This is a genomic window from Streptomyces sp. A1277, from assembly GCF_004795015.1.
Taxonomy (GTDB): Bacteria; Actinomycetota; Actinomycetes; order Streptomycetales; family Streptomycetaceae; genus Streptomyces.
In genome coordinates, this window is sequence record NZ_SSBI01000022.1 from 15,427 (window position 1) to 35,874 (window position 20,448).

General features: G+C 72.6%; 16 protein-coding genes. 12 read left to right on the forward strand and 4 right to left on the reverse strand.

Going from position 1 to position 20,448, the window contains the following annotated elements:
* Positions 1-8 precede the first annotated feature (8 nt).
* Positions 9-893, forward strand: a complete 885-nt coding sequence (locus tag E6R18_RS16675) for a YceI family protein (protein ID WP_136317683.1) — start codon at positions 9-11, stop codon at positions 891-893.
* A 17-nt stretch (positions 894-910) separates the two neighbouring features.
* Here the strand turns inward: E6R18_RS16675 and E6R18_RS16680 are convergent, their stop codons facing one another.
* A complete protein-coding gene (locus E6R18_RS16680; RefSeq protein ID WP_136317684.1) occupies positions 911-1,156 on the reverse strand; it encodes a hypothetical protein in 246 nt (81 codons plus the stop codon).
* An 83-nt stretch (positions 1,157-1,239) separates the two neighbouring features.
* On the opposite strand from E6R18_RS16680, the gene holA reads away from it, so the two are divergent.
* Entirely contained in the window at positions 1,240-2,235 is a 996-nt protein-coding gene (gene holA / locus E6R18_RS16685) for a DNA polymerase III subunit delta (protein WP_136317685.1), read from the forward strand.
* Positions 2,236-2,532: 297 nt separating this feature from the next.
* Here the strand turns inward: holA and rpsT are convergent, their stop codons facing one another.
* Positions 2,533-2,799, reverse strand: a complete 267-nt coding sequence (gene rpsT / locus E6R18_RS16690) for a 30S ribosomal protein S20 (RefSeq protein ID WP_018551637.1) — start codon at positions 2,797-2,799, stop codon at positions 2,533-2,535.
* Positions 2,800-3,027: 228 nt separating this feature from the next.
* Between rpsT and lepA the strand changes: the two genes are divergently transcribed.
* The 4 genes from lepA (at position 3,028) to hemW (ending at position 10,470) form a co-directional block, all read left to right on the forward strand.
* On the forward strand, positions 3,028-4,902 hold the full coding sequence (gene lepA / locus E6R18_RS16695; protein ID WP_136206430.1) for a translation elongation factor 4: 1,875 nt from the start codon (positions 3,028-3,030) through the stop codon (positions 4,900-4,902).
* A gap of 282 nt (positions 4,903-5,184) precedes the next feature.
* The gene (locus tag E6R18_RS16700) at positions 5,185-7,074 is read left to right on the forward strand and encodes a long-chain fatty acid--CoA ligase (RefSeq protein ID WP_136317686.1); all 1,890 of its coding nucleotides are present in this window, start codon (positions 5,185-5,187) and stop codon (positions 7,072-7,074) included.
* 216 nt (positions 7,075-7,290) lie between these two features.
* Positions 7,291-9,183: an ATP-binding SpoIIE family protein phosphatase gene (locus tag E6R18_RS16705; protein ID WP_136317754.1), complete on the forward strand. Its 1,893-nt coding sequence runs from the start codon at positions 7,291-7,293 to the stop codon at positions 9,181-9,183.
* Positions 9,184-9,237: 54 nt separating this feature from the next.
* Positions 9,238-10,470, forward strand: coding sequence for a radical SAM family heme chaperone HemW (gene hemW / locus E6R18_RS16710; RefSeq protein ID WP_136317687.1), 1,233 nt, complete (start codon positions 9,238-9,240; stop codon positions 10,468-10,470).
* A 77-nt stretch (positions 10,471-10,547) separates the two neighbouring features.
* Here the strand turns inward: hemW and E6R18_RS16715 are convergent, their stop codons facing one another.
* Both E6R18_RS16715 and E6R18_RS16720 read right to left on the reverse strand, forming a co-directional pair.
* Positions 10,548-11,366, reverse strand: coding sequence for a DUF3097 domain-containing protein (locus E6R18_RS16715; RefSeq protein ID WP_136317688.1), 819 nt, complete (start codon positions 11,364-11,366; stop codon positions 10,548-10,550).
* Between the two features lie 24 nt (positions 11,367-11,390).
* Positions 11,391-12,158, reverse strand: a complete 768-nt coding sequence (locus E6R18_RS16720) for an MBL fold metallo-hydrolase (protein WP_136317689.1) — start codon at positions 12,156-12,158, stop codon at positions 11,391-11,393.
* Positions 12,159-12,344: 186 nt separating this feature from the next.
* Between E6R18_RS16720 and hrcA the strand changes: the two genes are divergently transcribed.
* The 6 genes from hrcA to E6R18_RS16750 all read left to right on the forward strand — a co-directional run bounded on the left by hrcA (position 12,345) and on the right by E6R18_RS16750 (position 20,415).
* Positions 12,345-13,361 carry a heat-inducible transcriptional repressor HrcA gene (gene hrcA / locus E6R18_RS16725; RefSeq protein WP_136317690.1) on the forward strand — a complete coding sequence of 339 codons (1,017 nt, stop codon included), beginning with the start codon at positions 12,345-12,347 and terminating at the stop codon, positions 13,359-13,361.
* Positions 13,362-14,498 (forward strand): molecular chaperone DnaJ, encoded by a 1,137-nt coding sequence (dnaJ, locus tag E6R18_RS16730; protein WP_136317691.1) that lies wholly within the window; start codon positions 13,362-13,364, stop codon positions 14,496-14,498.
* Positions 14,499-14,610: 112 nt separating this feature from the next.
* On the forward strand, positions 14,611-15,684 hold the full coding sequence (locus tag E6R18_RS16735; protein ID WP_136317692.1) for a nitronate monooxygenase: 1,074 nt from the start codon (positions 14,611-14,613) through the stop codon (positions 15,682-15,684).
* The gene (locus tag E6R18_RS16740; RefSeq protein ID WP_136317693.1) at positions 15,681-16,427 is read left to right on the forward strand and encodes a 16S rRNA (uracil(1498)-N(3))-methyltransferase; all 747 of its coding nucleotides are present in this window, start codon (positions 15,681-15,683) and stop codon (positions 16,425-16,427) included. Before E6R18_RS16735 ends, E6R18_RS16740 begins: the two co-directional genes overlap by 4 nt.
* A 72-nt stretch (positions 16,428-16,499) precedes the next feature.
* Positions 16,500-17,045, forward strand: a complete 546-nt coding sequence (locus tag E6R18_RS16745; protein ID WP_240799761.1) for a hypothetical protein — start codon at positions 16,500-16,502, stop codon at positions 17,043-17,045.
* A 148-nt stretch (positions 17,046-17,193) separates the two neighbouring features.
* Positions 17,194-20,415 carry a S41 family peptidase gene (locus E6R18_RS16750; protein ID WP_136317694.1) on the forward strand — a complete coding sequence of 1,074 codons (3,222 nt, stop codon included), beginning with the start codon at positions 17,194-17,196 and terminating at the stop codon, positions 20,413-20,415.
* Positions 20,416-20,448: the final 33 nt, after the last annotated feature.

The following is a 20,448-nucleotide window of genomic DNA, read 5'->3' on the forward strand; positions in this document are numbered from 1 at the left end:
GTGTGGAGATGTTCGGCCGTTGGTTCGGAAACAAAACTGCGACGGGCGCCGCGCGCGGCAACGCCCTTGCCGGACTGGTGGTACCGGACTCGGCGGGTGTCCTCAGCTGCCGGGTGCTCGACCCGGTCAACGAGGCGGTGCCGCAGGCCGAGTTCGTACTGTCGGACCGGGCGGGACGCAAGGTGGTCGGGGGCGAGACGGACCCGTACGGCAGTGTGTTCGCCACGGTGCCGGCGGGGGAGTACCGGCTTGCCCTCACGGCGGAGGGGTTCACTCCGTTCCACGGTTCGGCCACGGTCACCGAGGGCGGTCACGCGAGCCTGGGCGATGTGACCCTCCAGGTCTCCGCGCCGCCGCAGCTGCCCGAGCCGGGCGACTGGGAGATCGAGCCGACGCACTCGCAGATCGGCTTCACCGCCCGCCACATCGGGATGGCCCGCATCCACGGACGGTTCAACACCTTCGCGGGCGCGGTGCGGATCTCCGACCGCATGGAGGACTCGGCGATGCACGTGATCATCGACGCCGCGTCGATCGACACCAACGTCCAGATGCGCGACGACCACCTGCGCTCCAGCGACTTCCTGGACGTCGGCCGCTACCCGACGCTGGAGTTCTACAGCGACCGCTTCGTGCACCGGGGCGGGACCCGCTGGGGCGTGAGCGGGGCGCTGACCCTGCACGGCGTGAGCCGTACGGTGACGCTGGACACCCAGTACCTCGGCCTGGGGAACGGGCTGGAGGGCGAGACCAGGGCGGCCTGCCGCGCCACCACCCAGCTGCACCGCGAGGACTTCACGCTGACCTGGCAGACGATGCTGGCCCGTGGCATCGCCGTGGTCGGCCCCAGCATCTCCATCGACATGGACATCCAGATCGTGCCGAAGGGCTGACCTGCGGGGCGGTCGGGCTACGGCGCCTCCAGCCATCCCTCGTACTCCGCGGCGAACGCGTCGAGCGCCGCGGAGTCCAGCCGGCGGTCCGGGTCCTCCACGACCACCAGCCACTGGGCGTCCTCGGCGTCGTCCTCGCCGGCCAGCGCATCGCGTACGAGCTGCGGCTCCTCGGCGACCCCGAAGCGGTCGGCGAGCGCGTCCGCCACCTCCTGGGCGGCGTCGCGGTCGGGCAGCACCAGTACGTGTCTCTCATCGCTCACCCGTCCATTCTCGGGTACGGGGCGAAGCGCGGTGGACCCGGCCACGACCGGGCTGTCAGTGGCCCGTGGGATGCTGGACGGCGATGGCCACCAGAAGGAATTCCACCGACGACCCGCTCGCCCCGCTCACGCTCGCCGTGGGGCAGGAGGACCTGCTCCTGGACCGCGCCGTGCAGCAGGTGGTGGCGGCCGCGCGCGCCGCCGACGCCGACACGGACGTCCGCGACCTCACCCCCGACCAGCTCCAGCCGGGCACGCTGGCGGAGCTGACGAGCCCCTCGCTGTTCGCCGAGCGCAAGGTCGTGGTCGTGCGCAACGCGCAGGATCTCGCCGCCGACACGGTCAAGGACGTCAAGAAGTACCTCGACGACCCGGTCGAGGAGATCACCCTCGTCCTGCTGCACGCGGGCGGCGCCAAGGGCAAGGGGCTGCTCGACGCGGCCCGCAAGGCGGGGGCCCGTGAAGTGGCGTGCCCGAAGACGACGAAGCCGGCCGAGCGGCTCTCCTTCGTGCGCGGTGAGTTCCGTGCGCTGGGGCGCTCCGCGACGCCCGAGGCGTGCCAGGCGCTGGTCGACTCCATCGGCAGCGATCTGCGGGAGCTGGCGAGCGCGGTGTCGCAGCTGGTCGCGGATGTCGAGGGCACGATCGACGAGGCGGTCGTCGGGCGCTACTACACGGGGCGGGCGGAGGCGTCGAGCTTCACGGTCGCCGACCGGGCGGTCGAGGGGCGGGCGGCGGAGGCCCTGGAGGCCCTGCGCTGGTCGCTGTCGACCGGGGTGGCCCCCGTCCTGATCACCAGCGCGCTCGCGCAGGGCGTACGGGCGATCGGCAAGCTCTCGTCGGCGCGCGGGGGGCGGCCGGCGGACCTTGCGCGCGAGCTGGGCATGCCGCCGTGGAAGATCGACCGGGTGCGCCAGCAGATGCGGGGCTGGACGCCGGACGGGGTCGCGGTGGCGTTGCGGGCGGTCGCGGACGCGGATGCGGGGGTCAAGGGGGGCGGGGACGATCCCGAGTACGCGTTGGAGAAGGCGGTGGTTGCGGTGGCGGGCGCCGCGCGTGGCGCGCGGAGCGCGCGGTAGCGGTGCGGTGGGGTGGCCGGCTGACCGCGGTGTCCTCAAGCGCCGGACGGGCTTGAACTTGCCGTTCAGGTGTCCTCAAGCGCCGGGCGGGCTGGTTGTGGCCGGGGCGGGTCATCCGTGTGCCTCCATGCCGAAGGCCCCGGCCGGTCCCTGGGGAAGGGACCGGGCGGGGCCTCGGGATGAGAATGGGTGCGTCGCACCCGCGTGGCGAACGCAGGTTCGGTGTGCGGCGCGGGTGCCGGGCAGGAGCGGGAGAGAGGGCCCGCTTGGTCCGTTCCGGCGGTTACATCAGAATGCTCAGCCCTGAAGGGTGGCAGCCTTGGCAGCCAGCGCCGACTTCTTGTTGGCGGCGGAGTTCTTGTGGATGACACCCTTCGAGACGGCCTTGTCGAGGGCGCGCGAAGCGTCGCGAACGGCCACGGTGGCCTTCTCGACGTCGCCCGCGACAACGGCCTCACGGGCCTTGCGGATCGCGGTCTTGAGCGACGACTTGACGGCCTTGTTGCGCAGGCGCGCCTTCTCGTTCGTCTTGTTCCGCTTGATCTGGGACTTGATGTTCGCCACGAAAGAGCCTTTTCAGGTTCGTTGGATCTTCTGGGTGTGTCCGCGGGGCCCAAAAGCCACGGGGCACAGCTGTCCACGGTAGCAGGAGCGGTCCGACCGGCCCAAACCGGTCGCTGCCCCGCAGGCGTGGGACGATGGAAGCTACGTACAGATCCGCCCCCCCGATCCGCCCCGACCCGACATCGACCCGAGACACGGCGTTCGGCGTCTCAAGAATCAGGACCCTGCGTGCCCGCGACTCCTCTCCACGTGCCCGAGCCGAGCCGTACCGACCCGGCGCTGATCCGCAACTTCTGCATCATCGCGCACATCGACCACGGCAAGTCGACCCTCGCCGACCGGATGCTCCAGCTGACCGGGGTGGTCGACCAGCGGCAGATGCGCGCTCAGTACCTCGACCGGATGGACATCGAGCGCGAGCGCGGCATCACCATCAAGTCCCAGGCGGTCCGGCTGCCCTGGGCGCCGACCACCGGTGAGGGCCAGGGCAGCACCCACGTCCTCAACATGATCGACACGCCCGGGCACGTCGACTTCACCTACGAGGTCTCCCGGTCGCTCGCCGCCTGCGAGGGCACGATCCTGCTGGTCGACGCCGCGCAGGGCATCGAGGCCCAGACCCTGGCCAACCTCTACCTGGCGATGGAGAACGACCTCACCATCGTCCCGGTGCTCAACAAGATCGACCTGCCGGCCGCCCAGCCCGAGAAGTTCTCCGAGGAGCTGGCCAACCTCATCGGCTGCCAGCCGGAGGATGTGCTCAAGGTCTCCGCGAAGACCGGCATCGGCGTGGACGCGCTGCTCGACCGCGTGGTGCGGGACGTTCCGGCGCCCGTCGGCGTGGCCGACGCGCCCGCCCGCGCGATGATCTTCGACTCGGTCTACGACTCGTACCGCGGTGTCGTCACGTACGTCCGTGTCGTCGACGGCTCGCTGAACAAGCGCGAGCGCATCCGGATGATGTCGACCGGCGCCACCCACGAGCTGCTGGAGATCGGTGTCTCCTCGCCCGAGATGACCCCGTCCGACGGGATCGGCGTCGGCGAGGTGGGCTACATCATCACCGGCGTGAAGGACGTGCGGCAGTCCAAGGTCGGTGACACGATCACCTCGCTGAGCGGCGGGGCGACCGAGCCTCTCGGCGGCTACAAGGACCCCAAGCCGATGGTGTTCTCCGGGCTCTACCCGCTGGACGGCTCGGATTACCCGGACCTGCGCGAGGCCCTGGACAAGCTCCAGCTCAACGACGCCGCGCTGGTGTACGAGCCGGAGACCTCCGCGGCGCTCGGCTTCGGCTTCCGCGTCGGCTTCCTCGGCCTGCTCCACCTCGACGTGGTCCGCGAGCGGCTGGAGCGCGAGTTCGGTCTCGACCTCATCGCCACCGCCCCCAACGTGGTCTACCGGGTCGAGATGGAGGACGGCACCGAGCACACCGTCACCAACCCGAGTGAATTCCCCGAGGGGAAGATCGACAAGGTGCACGAGCCGGTCGTCCGGGCCACGGTCCTGGCGCCCAGCGAGTTCATCGGCGCGATCATGGAGCTCTGCCAGCAGCGCCGCGGCACCCTCCTCGGCATGGACTACCTCTCCGAGGACCGGGTCGAGATCCGCTACACCCTGCCGCTCGCCGAGATCGTCTTCGACTTCTTCGACCAGCTGAAGTCCAAGACCCGGGGATACGCCTCCCTCGACTACGAGCCCACCGGCGAGCAGTCCGCTCAGCTCGTCAAGGTCGACATCCTGCTGCACGGCGACAAGGTCGACGCGTTCTCCGCGGTCACGCACAAGGACAAGGCGTACGCCTACGGGGTGCGGCTCGTCGCCAAGCTGCAGAAGCTCATCCCCCGGCAGAACTTCGAGGTGCCGATCCAGGCGGCCATCGGCTCCCGGGTCATCGCCCGTGAGACCGTCCGCGCCATCCGCAAGGACGTCCTCGCCAAGTGCTACGGCGGCGACATCTCCCGTAAGCGCAAGCTGCTGGAGAAGCAGAAGGAGGGCAAGAAGCGGATGAAGATGGTCGGCAACGTGGAGGTGCCGCAGGACGCGTTCATCTCCGTGCTGTCGACCGACGAGTCCGCCGGGGAGAGCAAGGGCAAGAAGTAGGGCACGGAGCAGCACGAGGAGTCCTACCGGCAGGTAGGTACGCGGGCCCCCGCATCGCAGGAACGCTGCGGTACGGGGGTCCGTTCGTTATCAAGCGGGGTCCGATTGCCTCTTACGCGGGGCGCGCGGGCGCTCTACCCTGATCACGGCTTCTTAGTTACTCGCCAGTTAAGCAAGCAGGATTCCAGTACGCAGAGCAAGCAGCAGCAAGCACCCACAGGCACAGAGCGCACCGCAACCAGCAGCCGGTCGTGAAGTACTGCCGCAGGCCCGGAGGATGTCGTGAGCGACACACAGACCATGATCGAGAACCGTCCGCCCTCCGTGGCGACCCTCTTCATCGACCGGGTGGCGTCCACCCCGGACGGGGAGGCATACCGCTACCCCGTCCCCGCGGCCGACGGCCAGGGGCCCGACGAGTGGAAGTCGCTCAGCTGGGCGCAGGCCGCCGAGCGGGTCTACGCCGTGGCCGCCGGGCTGATCGCGCTGGGCGTGCGGCCCGAGCAGCGCGTCGCGCTCGCCGCCTCCACCCGGGTCGAGTGGATCCTCGTCGACCTCGGTGTGATGTGCGCGGGCGCCGCGACCACCACGATCTACCCCTCGACCAACGCCGAGGAGTCGGCGTTCATCCTCTCCGACTCCGAGAGCCGGGTCCTGATCGCCGAGGACGCGGCCCAGCTGGCCAAGGCCCGCGAGCGGCGTGCCGAGCTGCCGGACCTCGCCCACGTCGTCGTGATCGACGCGCAGGGCGTGGGAGAGGACGAGGGCGACCCCGAGGGCTGGGTGCTCACCCTGGCCGACCTGGAGGCCCTGGGCGCCGAGCACCTGGCGAAGGACCCGGAAGCCGTCCGCGGCCGCGTCGACGCCATCACCTCCGAGCAACTGGCGACCCTCATCTACACCTCGGGCACCACCGGCCGCCCCAAGGGCGTGCGGCTGCCGCACGACAACTGGTCGTACATGGCCAAGGCCACCGTCGCCACCGGCCTGATCACCAAGGACGACGTCCAGTACCTCTGGCTGCCGCTCGCCCACGTCTTCGGCAAGGTCCTCACCTCCGGCCAGATCGAGGTCGGCCACGTCACCGCGGTGGACGGCCGCGTGGACAAGATCATCGAGAACCTGCCGGTCGTCCAGCCGACCTACATGGCCGCGGTCCCGCGCATCTTCGAGAAGGTCTACAACGGCGTCGCGGCCAAGGCGCGCGCGGGCGGCGGGGCCAAGTACAAGATCTTCCAGTGGGCGGCCGGCGTCGCCCGCGAGTACGCCAAGGTCTCCCAGGACAACTTCCGGCGCACCGGCAAGGCGACCGTGCCCTTCGCCCTCGGCGCCAAGCACAAGGTCGCCGACACCCTGGTCTTCGCCAAGATCCGCGAGGCGTTCGGCGGCCGGCTCCGCGCCTGCGTCTCCGGGTCCGCCGCCCTCGCTCCCGACATCGGCCTCTTCTTCTCCGGGGCCGGCATCCACATCCTGGAGGGCTACGGCCTCACCGAGTCGAGCGCCGCATCCTTCGTCAACCCGGGCGAGAGCTACCGCACCGGCACGGTCGGCAAACCGCTGCCCGGCACCGAGGTGCGGATCGCCGACGACGGCGAGATCCTGCTGCGCGGCCCCGGCATCATGCAGGGCTACCAGGGGCTGCCGGAGAAGACGGCAGAGGTGCTGGAGGCCGACGGCTGGTTCCACACCGGCGACATCGGCGAGCTGTCCGTGGACGGCTACCTGCGGATCACCGACCGCAAGAAGGACCTGATCAAGACGTCGGGCGGCAAGTACATCGCGCCCGCCGAGGTCGAGGGCCAGTTCAAGGCCGTCTGCCCGTTCGTCTCCAACATCCTGGTGCACGGCGCGGACCGCAATTTCTGCACCGCGCTGATCGCCCTGGACGAGCCGACCATCCTCGGCTGGGCCGCCGAGAACGGGATGGAGGGCAAGTCCTACGCGGACGTCGTCGCCTCCCCGAAGACCGTCGAGCTCATCGACGGCTACGTCAAGCGCCTCAACGAGGGCCTGCAGCGCTGGCAGACCATCAAGAAGTTCCGGCTGCTCCCGCGCGACCTGGACATCGAGCACGGCGAGGTGACGCCCAGCCTGAAGCTGAAGCGGCCCGTCGTCGAGCGCACGTACAAGGACCTGATCGAGGAGATGTACGCCGGCTCCCGAGAGGCGTGACGGGCGCCCCACCCTCGCACGCCCCCAGAAAGCCCCCCGCGCGCTCCGGCGCGTGGGGCCGGCGCACTCCGGTCGCACCGTCTTCACCACCCACTTCGGTAACTCGGCGCGTATGGGGAGGGCCGATCTGTCACTCTGTCCGTGTCGTCAGCGGCGCATAACGGAGAACAGGCAGAGCGAGAACAGGTCAGGAGCCGCCCTGTGGGGTCCATTCCCTTGCAGCGGGACATCGTGCAGCGTCCCGGAACCACCGCCGCGGGTACGCAGCCGGTCGCCCGGACCAGCCTCCCCGGGAACCTCCTCGCGCCCTCGGCGGCCCGGCGGTTCGTCACCGCCGCCCTCGCCGAGTGGACCGCGCTCGGGCTGCCCGCCGCCGTCGGATTCAGCGACCGGCTGTCCGAGGACGCGGCGGTGATCGTCAGCGAACTGGTCACCAACGCCGTCGTCCACGCGGGCACCACCGTCGAACTGCTCTTCCGGCTGGAGGAGGCCACCGAGGACGAGGCGTCCGCCCTGGTCCTGGAGGTCTCCGACCACCACCCGGCCCGCGCGGTCCGCAGCGACCACGGGCCCGGCGCCGAGAGCGCGGGCGAGCCCGCCGACTACGGGCGGGGCCTGGAGCTCGTCGCCGCCCTCGCCGAACGCTGGGGCGTCACCTACCGCACCGGCCTCAAGACCGTCTGGGCCCGTCTCCCCGTGGACGACTGGAACCCCTTCCCCGACGCCCGCGGCGAGCCCGGCTTCGGACTGCGCACCGCCGAACTCCTCGCCCCCACCACCCGGCGCGCCGGGCGCGACGACGGCGACTGGGCCGGGCGCGGCGCGCTCTCCTTCCTCGCCGAGGCATCCGACCTGCTCGCCGGGCAGCTGGACGAGGACATCGTGGCGGCGCTCGCCGGACAGTTACTCGTCCCCCGGCTCGCCGACTGGTGCGCGATCTGGCTGGAGCCGGAGAGCGGCGGCCCCTCGGCCGTCCCCCGCCTCGCCAAGGTCTGGCACGTGGACGAGGAGAGCATCCCGCAGCTGCGCGCCCTCCTGGAAGGCGACCCGCTCCGGCTCCCCGAGCGGGTCGGCACCGGCGCCGTCTCCATGCCGTGGCCCGGCGGCGCCGAGGACGGCGAAACACCGGAGAAGGACGAGGCGGAGGCCGAGGGCGTCGCGCTCGCCTACCGGATCACCTCGGGCGGCCGCACCCTCGGAGCCGTACTCCTGGGCCGCGAGTCCACCGCGCGCGTCCCCGACGAGCTCACCGCACTCATCGAGGACTTCGTCCGCCGGGTCGGCCTCGCCGTCGGCGCGGCCCGCGCCTACACCCGGCAGGCCACCATCAGCCGCATCCTGCAACGCGGGCTGCTGCCCAGCAAGGTCGCCCGGATACCGGGCGTCGCGAGCTCCCTGGTCTACGAACCGAGCGACGACGGGGTCGTCGGCGGTGACTTCTACGACATCTTCCCGTGCCCAGGCGACCGCTGGTGCTTCGTCCTCGGCGACGTCCAGGGCAGCGGTCCCGAGGCCGCCGTCGTCACCGGGCTCGCCCGCCCCTGGCTGCGGCTGCTGGCCCGCGAGGGCTTCCAGGCCGACGAGGTCCTGGTCCGGCTCAACCGGCTGCTCCTGGACGACGCCATGGAGGCCGCCGAGGCCGCCGCGCTCATGGTCGCCGCGGCCGGCGGCCAGCACTCCGCGGACAGCGGCCAGTCCCGCTTCCTGTCCCTGCTCTACGGGGAGCTGGTGCCGCTGCCCGGCGGCGGCGCCCGCTGCACCCTGGCCAGCGCGGGCCACCCGCTGCCGCTGCTGCTGCGCCCCGACGGCAGCGTGCGGCCCGCCGCCGAGCCGCAGTTGCTGCTCGGCCTCATGGACGACGCCGTCTACGAGACCCAGAGCTTCGACCTGGCCCCCGGCGACAGCCTGCTCTGCGTAACCGACGGGGTCACCGAGCGGCGCTCGGGTCCGCTGATGTTCGACGACGGCGACGGGCTCGCCCGGGCCCTGTCCGGCTGCGCCGGGCTGAACGCCGAGGAGATCGCGGACCGCATCAAGCACGCCGTGCACGCGTTCGCCGAACGCCCGCCGGACGACGACCTGGCGCTGCTGGTGCTCCAGGCCGAGTAGGCGGGGACACGGGCGTGGCGTCCGGTTGCCGGGAGGCGCGCGACAATGGACGGTATGCCTTCCGTACTGCCCGATGGTGAACCCGTGCCCGACGACGGGGCGCTGCCCCGCCATGCCCTGGAAGGCGCAGCCGACCGCCCGCTCGGCTTCTACCTGCACGTCCCGTACTGCGCCACCCGCTGCGGCTACTGCGACTTCAACACCTACACCGCGACCGAGCTGCGCGGCTCCGGCGGTGCCCTCGCCTCCCGCGACAACTACGCCTCGCACCTCGTCGGCGAGATCCGCCAGGCCCGCAAGGTGCTCGGCGACGACCCCCGCCCGGTGCGCACGGTCTTCGTCGGCGGCGGCACACCGACCCTGCTGGCCGCGGCCGACCTGGTCCGGATGCTGGCGGCGGTCCGCGAGGAGTTCGGACTCGCGGACGACGCCGAGATCACCACCGAGGCCAACCCCGAGTCCGTCGGCCCGGCCTACCTCGCCGAGCTGCGCGAGGGCGGCTTCAACCGGATCTCCTTCGGCATGCAGAGCGCCCGGCAGCACGTCCTGAAGATCCTCGACCGCACCCACACCCCCGGCCGGCCCGAGGCATGCGTCGCCGAGGCCAGGGCGGCCGGCTTCGAGCACATCAACCTGGACCTGATCTACGGCACCCCCGGCGAGTCCGACGACGACTGGCGCGCCTCCCTGGACGCGGCGATCGGCGCCGGACCCGACCACGTCTCCGCGTACGCGCTGATCGTCGAGGAGGGCACCGGGCTCGCCCGCCGGATCAAGCGCGGCGAGATCCCGATGACGGACGACGACGCGCACGCCGACCGCTACCTCATCGCGGACGAGGCGATGGCCGCCGCCGGCTACTCCTGGTACGAGGTGTCGAACTGGGCCCGCACGCCCGAGGGCCGCTGCCTGCACAACGAGCTGTACTGGCGCGGGGCCGACTGGTGGGGCGCCGGACCCGGGGCGCACAGCCACGTCGGGGGCGTGCGCTGGTGGAACGTGAAGCACCCCGGGGCGTACGCGCAGGCGCTCGCCGAGGGGCGGTCGCCGGGGGCCGGCCGCGAGATCCTCTCCGCCGAGGACCGCCGCGTCGAGCGCATCCTGCTGGAGTTGCGGCTCGTGGACGGCTGCCCGCTGTCCCTGCTGGCCCCCGCCGGGCTCGCGGCGGCCCGCCGGGCGGTGGACGAAGGGCTCCTGGAGCCGGCGCCCTTCGACGGCGGGCGGGCCGTGCTCACCCTGCGCGGACGCCTGCTGGCCGACGCCGTGGTGCGCGACCTCGTGGACTGAGGCGGGCGCTCAGACGCGTGCGAGGCGCAGGCCATCGTCCGTATCGGTGCGGGATCGACCCGAAGGCATGCCGGGCATCAGTCCGGAAGGGTGACGAAATCGATCAGTTCCTCGACCCGGCCCAGGAGTTCGGGCTGAAGGTCCCGGTAGGAGCGGACCGAGGACAGAATGCGCTGCCAGGCCGCCCCGGTGTTCTCCGGCCAGCCCAGCGCCCGGCACACGCCCGTCTTCCAGTCCTGGCCGCGCGGCACCACCGGCCAGCCGGCGATCCCCACCGACGACGGCTTCACGGCCTCCCACACGTCGATGTAGGGATGGCCGACCACCAGGACGTCGCCGTCCGAGACCTGCGCCGCGATCCGGGACTCCTTGGAACCGGGCACGAGATGGTCGACCAGCACCCCGAGCCGGGCGTCCGGCGCGGGCGAGAACTCCCGCACGATCGCCGGCAGGTCGTCGATGCCCTCCAGGTACTCCACGACCACGCCCTCGATGCGCAGGTCGTCGCCCCAGACCCGCTCGACCAGCTCCGCGTCGTGGCGTCCCTCCACGTAGATCCGCCCGGCCCGCGCCACCCGCGCCCGTGCCCCGGGCACCGCCACCGATCCGGAGGCCGTGCGCGCGGGCCGCACCGGGCCGCCGGCCGAGGGGCGCACCAGCGTGACGACCCGGCCCTCCAGCAGGAAGCCGCGCGGCGCCATCGGGAAGACCCGGTGCTTGCCGAACCGGTCCTCCAGGGTCACCGTCGGCCCCTCCGCGGTCTTCTCGCACCGGATCACCGCACCGCAGAAGCCGGTGACGGCCTCCTCCACGACCAGATCGGGCTCGGCGGGCACCTCGGGGGCGGGGGCGGACTTCTTCCACGGCGGGGTCAGGTCCGGCTGGTAGCTGCGCATCGCACGACGATAAGCGGGGAAGGGCTACGACACGCCGAACCCGGCGGCCGGCCGGTCGCCCTGTGACCTGCCGAACCGGTCGGCCAGCGCCTCGCGTTGCGCCCGGACGAACGCCGCGTCCACCACCGCCCCGTGCCCCGGCACGTACAGCGCGTCCTCGCCGCCCAGCGCCAGCAGCCGGTCCAGCGCGCCCGGCCAGCGGGCGGGGTGGGCGTCCGGGCCCGCCTGCGGTGCGCCGGACTCCTCGACCAGATCACCGCAGAACACGAGCGCGGGGGAGCCGCAGGAGCCCGGGACCAGCACCGCGAGGTCGTGGCCGCTGTGCGCGGCGCCCACGTTCACCAGCACCACCTCCCGGCCGCCGCCCAGGTCGAGCGTCCGCTCCCCGTCCACCTCGCGGCGCGGGACGGCCAGCACATCGGCGGACTCGGCGGCGTCCGACTCGGGCAGGCCCTGGCGCACCGCGTCGGCGTACAGCTCGTCCGCCCCGCGCCGCAGCAGCTCCGCCGTGCCCGCAGCGCCGTACACCCGCGCCCCGGCGAAGGCCGCCGTGCCCAGGACATGATCGAAATGGGGGTGGCTGAGTGCGATGTGCGTCACCCTCCGGCCGAGCAGCGACTGTGCCTGCATGCGCAGTTCGGCGCCTTCACGCAGTGACGAACCGGTGTCGCAGAGCAGCACCCCGTCCGTCCCGGCCACCAGCAGGGCCGTCGCGTCCCACACCGGAAGGCGTCGACGGCCCATTCCGCGGCCGAGCCGCTCCCACCCGAACTCTTCCCAAGAGACGTCCATGGGGCGACGCTATCGGCAGCGACCTGCGCTCTCTCGCGGTAGCGTGGCCGGTCGCCCTTGCTAGGGAGCCACCCCGTCGCCGTACACTGGCCGGGGATCGCTGGCACTCGTACGCACCGAGTGCCAGGAGGAATCCCGGGAACGGCCCGAGAACCACCGAGATGGACAGCTGGAGGTGTGCGCGCGATGCTCAGCGAACGCAGACTCGAAGTGCTGCGCGCCATCGTCCAGGACTACGTGGGGACCGAGGAGCCCGTCGGCTCCAAGGCGCTCACGGAGCGGCACAAGCTGGGGGTCTCCCCGGCCACCGTCCGCAACGACATGGCGGTGCTGGAGGACGAGGGCTTCATCGCCCAGCCCCACACCAGCGCGGGGCGCATCCCGACGGACAAGGGCTACCGGCTCTTCGTGGACAAGCTCGCGGGCGTCAAGCCCCTCTCGTCGCCGGAGCGCCGCGCCATTCAGAACTTCCTCGACGGCGCGGTCGACCTCGACGACGTCGTGGGCCGGACCGTGCGGCTGCTCGCGCAGCTGACCCGGCAGGTCGCCGTCGTGCAGTACCCCTCGCTGACCCGCTCGACGGTGCGGCACGTGGAACTGCTGTCCCTGGCTCCGGCGCGGCTGATGCTCGTGCTGATCACGGACACCGGCCGGGTCGAACAGCGGCTGGTCGACTGCCCGGCGCCGTTCGGCGAGGCTTCCCTCGCCGATCTGCGGGCCCGGCTCAACAGCCGGGTGGTGGGACGCCGCTTCGCGGACGTCCCGCAGCTGGTGCAGGACCTGCCGGAATCCTTCGAGAGCGAGGACCGGGGAACCGTGTCCACCGTGCTCTCGATCCTGCTCGAAACCCTCGTCGAGGAGACGGAGGAGCGGCTGATCATCGGCGGCACCTCCAACCTCACCCGCTTCGGACACGACTTCCCGGTGATGATCCGGCCGGTGCTTGAGGCACTGGAGGAGCAGGTCGTGCTGCTGAAGCTGCTCGGCGAGGCCACGGACTCGGGCATGACCGTACGTATCGGGCACGAGAACGCCCACGAAGGGCTCAACTCCACGTCCGTCGTCGCGGTCGGCTACGGTTCGGGCGACGAGGCAGTCGCCAAACTCGGCGTGGTCGGACCGACCCGCATGGACTACCCCGGAACGATGGGAGCGGTACGCGCAGTGGCACGTTACGTCGGACAGATCCTGGCGGAGTCGTAAGTGGCCACGGACTACTACGCCGTACTCGGCGTGCGCCGCGACGCCTCTCAGGACGAGATCAAGAAGGCATTCCGGAGGCTCGCCCGCGAGCTGCACCCGGACGTGAACCCCGATCCGAAGACCCAGGAGCGGTTCAAGGAGATCAACGCCGCTTACGAGGTGTTGTCGGACGCCCAGAAGAAGCAGGTCTACGACCTCGGCGGCGACCCGCTCTCCCAGTCCGGGGGCGGCGGCGCGGGCGGGTTCGGCCAGGGCGGCTTCGGCAACTTCTCCGACATCATGGACGCGTTCTTCGGCACGTCGTCGCAGCGCGGGCCCCGCTCGCGCACCCGGCGCGGCCAGGACGCCATGATCCGGCTGGAGATCGACCTCTCCGAGGCGACCTTCGGCACCACCAAGGACATCCAGGTCGACACGGCCGTCGTCTGCACGACGTGCAGCGGCGAGGGGGCGGCCCCCGGCACCTCCGCGCAGACCTGCGACATGTGCCGCGGCCGCGGTGAGGTCTCCCAGGTCACCCGGTCCTTCCTCGGCCAGGTCATGACCTCGCGGCCCTGCCCGCAGTGCCAGGGCTTCGGCACGGTCGTGCCGACCCCGTGCCCGGAGTGCGCCGGTGACGGCCGCATCCGCTCGCGGCGCACGCTGACCGTGAAGATCCCCGCCGGTGTCGACAACGGCACCCGCATCCAGCTCGCGGGCGAGGGCGAGGTCGGCCCCGGCGGCGGCCCCGCCGGCGACCTCTACGTCGAGATCCACGAGCTGCCGCACGCGGTGTTCCAGCGCCGCGGCGACGACCTGCACTGCACGGTCACCATCCCCATGACGGCGGCGGCCCTCGGCACCAAGGTGCCGCTGGAGACGCTCGACGGCCTGGAGGAGGTCGACATCCGGCCGGGCACCCAGTCCGGCCAGTCCGTCCCGCTGCACGGCCGCGGCATCACCCACCTGCGGGGCGGCGGGCGCGGCGACCTCATCGTGCACGTCGAGGTGATGACCCCGACGAAGATGGACGCCGAGCAAGAACACCTCCTGCGCGAGCTGGCGAAACTGCGCGGCGAGGAGCGGCCCACCGGGCAGTTCCAGCCCGGCCAGCAGGGCCTGTTCTCGCGCCTGAAGGACGCGTTCAACGGCCGCTGACGGCACCCGTCCACGCGGTACGGGCCCGGCCGCCGGGCCCGTACCGCACCCGGACAAAACGCTGCCGTGGGGCGGGCATCACGGGACAGGAAGGACATGGCACGATGCGGTCATGTCCTCCGCGTTGACCGATCTCTGCCGGTATCCGATCGTGCAGGCCCCGATGGCGGGTGGTCCCTCCTGCCCGCAGCTGGCCGCGGCCGTCGCCGAGGCCGGCGGGCTCGGCTTCCTGGCCGCCGGGTACAAGACGGCGGACGGCATGTACCAGGAGATCAAGCAGGTCCGCGGGCTGACCGGACAGCCCTTCGGCGTCAACCTCTTCATGCCGCAGCAGAACCTCGCCGACCAGGGCGCCCTGGAGGTCTACCGCCACCAGCTCGCGGGCGAGGCCGCCTGGTACGAGACGCCCCTCGGCGACACCGACACCGGCGGGGACGACGGCTACGAGGCCAAGCTCGCCATCCTGCTGGAGGACCCGGTCCCGGTCGTCTCCTTCACCTTCGGCTGCCCCTCGCGCGACACCCTCGACGCGTTCGCCGCGGCCGGTACGTACACCGTCGTCACGGTCACCTCGCCCGAGGAGGCCCAGGCCGCGCAGTGGGCCGGCGCCGACGCCGTCTGCGCCCAGGGCACCGAGGCGGGCGGCCACCGCTCCACGTTCCGCGACGACCCCGAGACCGATGGCGAGGGGACCGGGCTGCTGTGCCTGGTGACCCAGGTGCGCGAGACCGTGCAGATACCGGTCATCGCCGCGGGCGGGCTGATGCGCGGCTCCCAGATCGCCGCGGTGCTCGCGGCGGGCGCCGACGCCGCCCAGTTCGGCACCGCCTTCCTGGTCTGCCCCGAGTCCGGCGCCCATCTGCTGCACAAACAGGCCCTGGCCAACCCGCTGTTCGTCCGCACCACCTTGACCCGGGCGTTCTCCGGCCGACCGGCCCGCGGCCTGGTCAACCGCTTCGTGCGCGAGCACGGGCCGTACGCCCCCGCCGCCTACCCCCAGGTCCACCACATGACCTCCCCGCTGCGCAAGGCGGCGGCCCGGGCCGGGGACGCACAGGGCATGGCGCTGTGGGCGGGGCAGGGCCACCGGATGGCCCGCGAGCTGCCCGCCGGCCGGCTGGTCCGGCTGCTCGCCGAGGAACTGGACGCCGCACGGGCGGCAGTGAGTACAAGGAGTACACAGTGACGGCACCCGTCTTCGTCGTCGAACAGCTGCCCGGCGGGCCCGAGTTCGTCCTCGACGGGCCCGAGGGCCGGCACGCCGTCTCGGTGAAGCGCCTGCACACCGGTGAGGAGGTCGTCCTGACGGACGGCCGGGGCCGGTGGGCGCAGGGCGTCGTGAAGGCCGCCGAGGGCAAGGACCGGCTGCTGGTGGAGGGCCTGGACCCGGTCCACGAGGAGCCCCGCCCGGCGGCCCGGATCACCGTCGTGCAGGCGCTGCCCAAGGGGGACCGGGGCGAGGTCGCCGTCGAGACGATGACCGAGACCGGCGTCGACGCGATCGTGCCCTGGCAGGCCGCGCGCTGCATCACCCAGTGGAAGGGCGACCGGGGCCTCAAGTCCCTCGCGAAATGGCGCAACACGGCCCGGGAGGCCGGCAAGCAGTCCCGCCGGGTGCGGTTCCCGGACGTGGCGGACGCGGCGTCCACCAAGCAGGTCGCCGCGCTGGTGGCCACCGCGGACTTCGCGGCCGTCCTGCACGAGGACCGCGGCCACGACAGCGAGCCGCTGGCCACCGTCGCACTGCCCGAGGCCGGTGAGATCGTCCTGGTCGTCGGCCCGGAGGGCGGGGTGTCGCCGCAGGAGCTGACCGCGTTCGCTGCCGCCGGGGCCCGCGTCTGCCGGCTCGGCCCGACCGTCCTGCGCACCTCCACGGCGGGCACCGCGGCGACCGCCCTGCTGCTGGGGCGCACGGGGCGCTGGTCGTAACCCGGCCTCCATGGGGTGGTTGTGGCCACAAGCGGTCTACCGCACCGTCAGGAGTGGTGGGAAGCTGCCCTTATGGGGACATCAAGGGCATGGGGCCGTCGCGCGGTCCATCGCTTTCCGGCCGCACTCTGCCTCGCCGCCGCGGCCGTCACCGGCCTCACCGCCTGTGAGCCGGCCGACGGCCTCGGCACGCTGAACACCGCGACCGTCGCCGTGACCACCGACCGGACCGCCACCCGCGCGCTGGAGCACGAAGGCGTCGACGTGCGCTGGCTGAGCTGCACGGCCTCCCTCGGCAAGGACAGCGCGAAGGACTCCGCCACCCGCTCCGAGGCGCCCACCGCCTCCGCGCGCCGGGTGGCCGACGTCCACTGCGACGGCAAGACGGAGACCGGCCAGGACATCACGCTCGACGGCCAGGTGACCCATGCGGTCAACGGCCGGTGCGTACGCGGCGACATGACCGCCAAGACCGGCGGGCGCGCCGTCTTCCGGGCCACCCTGCTCGGCAACTGCACCGCCCCGGCCACGACCGCGCCGCCCGCCGGAGCCCCGGGCCGGGGCGGCGGCCCGACCGCCACCGTGACGGTGACGGTCACCGCGTACCCCGGCAAGTGAGGGCGCCACGGGGGCGATTGGCGGAGGCTTCCGCCGCCACCTCGGGGCCGCATATTCCAGGGGCATACGCGTGCCACCGGTGCCGCCACACGACGGACTCCGGCCAACCCCGTGCCACCTGGCACGCTCGCGGCCTAGGCTGCTCCGTGTGACACAGCCTTCCTACCTCCGGTACCCCCATGTCCAGGGTGACTTCATCGCCTTCACCGCCGAGGACGACGTCTGGCTCGCCCCGCTCGACGGCGGACGGGCGTGGCGCGTCAGCGCCGACAACCGTCCCGTCGCCCAGCCGCGCATATCTCCCGACGGCACCCTCGTCGCCTGGACCTCCACCCGCGACGGAGCGCCCGAGGTGCACCTCGCACCCGCCGACGGCGGTCCCTCGCGGCGGCTCACCCACTGGGGCGACGCCCGCACCACCGTGCGCGGCTGGACCCCTGAAGGGGACGTACTGGTCACCAGCACCCAGGGCCAGGTCTCGCTGCGCCGCAGCTGGGCCCGGGCCGTCCCGGTCGACGGCGGACCCGCCCGGACCCTCCCGTACGGGCCCGTCGGCAACCTCGCGTACGGGCCCGGCGGACGGGTCCTGCTGCTCTCGGCCACCATGGGGCGCGAGGCCGCCACCTGGAAGCGCTACCGGGGCGGCACGGCCGGCAAGCTCTGGATCGCGGCCGAGGACGACCCGCAGGAGTTCGTCCGGGTCCACCAGGACCTCGACGGCAACATCGAGTGCCCGATGTGGGTGGGGGAGCGCATCGCGTTCCTCTCCGACCACGAGGGCGTCGGCGCCCTCTACTCCTCCCTGCCCGACGGCGGTGACCTGCGCCGGCACACCGGCACCGACGGCTTCTACGCCCGGCACGCCAGCACCGACGGCACCCGGGTCGCCTACGCCTCCGCCGGTGAACTCCGGCTTCTGGACAGCCTGGAGAGCGACGAGCCCCGCCGCGTCGAGATCCGGCTCGGCGGCCAGCGCGCCGACCTCCAGCCCTACCCGCTGCACGCCGACAGCCACCTGACCAGCGCGTCGCCGGACCGCACCGGACGTGGCAGCGCGGTCTGCACCCGGGGCGCCGTCCACTGGGTCACCCACCGGGAGGGCCCCGCCCGTGCGCTCGCCGCCGAGCCCGGCGTACGGGCCAGGCTGCCCCGCACGTTCCAGGCAGACGGCGACCAGCACGTGGTCTGGGTCACCGACGCCGAGGGCGACGACGCGTTGGAGTGCGCCCCCGCCACCGGCACCGCACCCGGCGCCGAGCCCCGCCGCCTGGCCGCCGGCCGGCTCGGCCGCGTCCTCGACCTGGCCCCCGCCCCCGACGGCAGCCGGTTCGCGGTCGCCGCCCACGACGGCCGGGTCCTGGTCGTCGAGCGGGAGAGCGGCGAGATCCACGAGGTGGACCGCAGTGAGAACGGCGACGCCTCCGGGCTCGCCTGGTCGCCCGACTCCGCCTGGCTCGCCTGGTCGCACCCCGGCCCCGAGCCGCTCAGCCAGCTCAAACTGGCCCACATCGCCGACCTCTCGGTCTCCGAGGCCACCCCGCTGCGGTTCCGGGACTTCGCGCCCGCCTTCACCGCCGACGGAAAGCACCTGGCCTTCCTCTCCGAGCGCGCCTTCGACCCGATCTACGACGCGCACGTCTTCGACATGGCGTTCATCGGGTCCTGCCGGCCGCACCTGCTGACGCTCGCCGCGACCACCCCTTCCCCGTTCGGGCCGCAGCTGCACGGCCGGCCGACCGAGAAGGAGAAGGGCGGCGACGGCGAGGACAACCCCACCGCCCTGCCCATCACCCGCATCGACCTGGACGGCCTCGCCGACCGGATCGTGCCCCTTCCCGTCGAGGCCGGCGTCTACTCCTCGCTCCGGGCCGCACGGGACGGTCTGCTCTGGCTGCGCCACCCGGTCACAGGGGTCCTCGGCACGAGCGGGGCGGGCCCCGACGCCCGCCGCCCGGAAACCGTCCTGGAGCGGTACGACCTCGAAAAGCTGCGCTGCGAGGAACTCACCTCCGACGTCAGCCGTTTCGCGGTCAGCGGCGACGGGAAGCGGCTCGCCCTCGTCAGCCACGGCAAGCTGTCCGTCGTCCCGTCCGACAGCCGGGTGCCCGCGAGCTCCGACGACGACCACGACGACGCCGTCACCGTCGACCTCTCCCGCATCCGCCGCACCCTCGACCCGGCGGCCGAGTGGCGCCAGATGTACGACGAGGCCGGGCGCATCATGCGGGACAACTTCTGGCGCTCCGACATGGGCGGCGTCGACTGGGACGGGGTCCTGGACCGCTACCGGCCGGTCCTGGAGCGCGTCGCGACCCACGACGACCTCGTCGACCTGCTCTGGGAGGTCCAGGGCGAGCTGGGCACCTCCCACGCCTACGTGACCCCGCCCGGCGGGTGGCGCGACGAGTCGGCCCGGCAGGGGCTGCTCGGGGCGGACCTCTCGCGCGCGGAGGACGGCAGCTGGCGCATCGACCGCATCCTGCCGTCCGAGACCTCCGACCCGGCCGCCCGCTCGCCGCTCGCCGCGCCCGGGGTCGCCGTACGGCCCGGGGACGCGATCCTGGCGGTCGACGGCCACCCCGTCGACCCGCTCACCGGCCCCGCGCCCCTGCTCACCGGCTCGGCCGGCAAGCCCGTCGAACTGACCGTCTCGCCGGCCGACGGCGGCGACCGGCGCCACGTGGTCGTCGTGCCCGTCCACGACGAGGAGGCGCTGCGCTACCACGCGTGGGTCGCCGACCGGCGCGCGTACGTGCACGAGCGGTCCGGAGGGCGCCTGGGCTACCTCCACGTCCCCGACATGGTCGGCTCCGGCTGGGCCCAGATCCACCGCGACCTGCGCACCGAGGTGGCGCGCGAGGGCCTGGTCGTGGACGTACGGGAGAACCGGGGCGGCCACACCTCGCAGCTCGTCGTGGAGAAGCTGGCCCGCCGCATCGTCGGCTGGGACCTGCCGCGCGGCATGCGCCCCTACAGCTACCCGGGCGACGCGCCGCGCGGGCCCGTCGTCGCCGTCGCCAACGAGTTCTCCGGCTCGGACGGCGACATCGTGAACGCGGCGATCAAGGCCCTGAAGATCGGCCCCGTGGTCGGTACGCGCACCTGGGGCGGCGTGGTCGGCATCGACAGCCGCTACCGGCTCGTCGACGGCACGCTGGTCACACAGCCGAAGTACGCGTTCTGGCTGGAGGGATACGGGTGGGGCGTCGAGAACCACGGCGTCGACCCGGACGTGGAGGTCGTGATGACCCCGCGCGACCACGTGGAGGGGCGTGACCCGCAGTTGGACGAGGCGATCCGGATCGCGCTGGAGTCGCTGACGCGGGTGCCGGCGAAGGTGGCGCCGGGGGTGCCGGGGCTCTCGGAGTGAGGTGAGGTGAGGTGAGGGGCGGGGCGGGGTGGG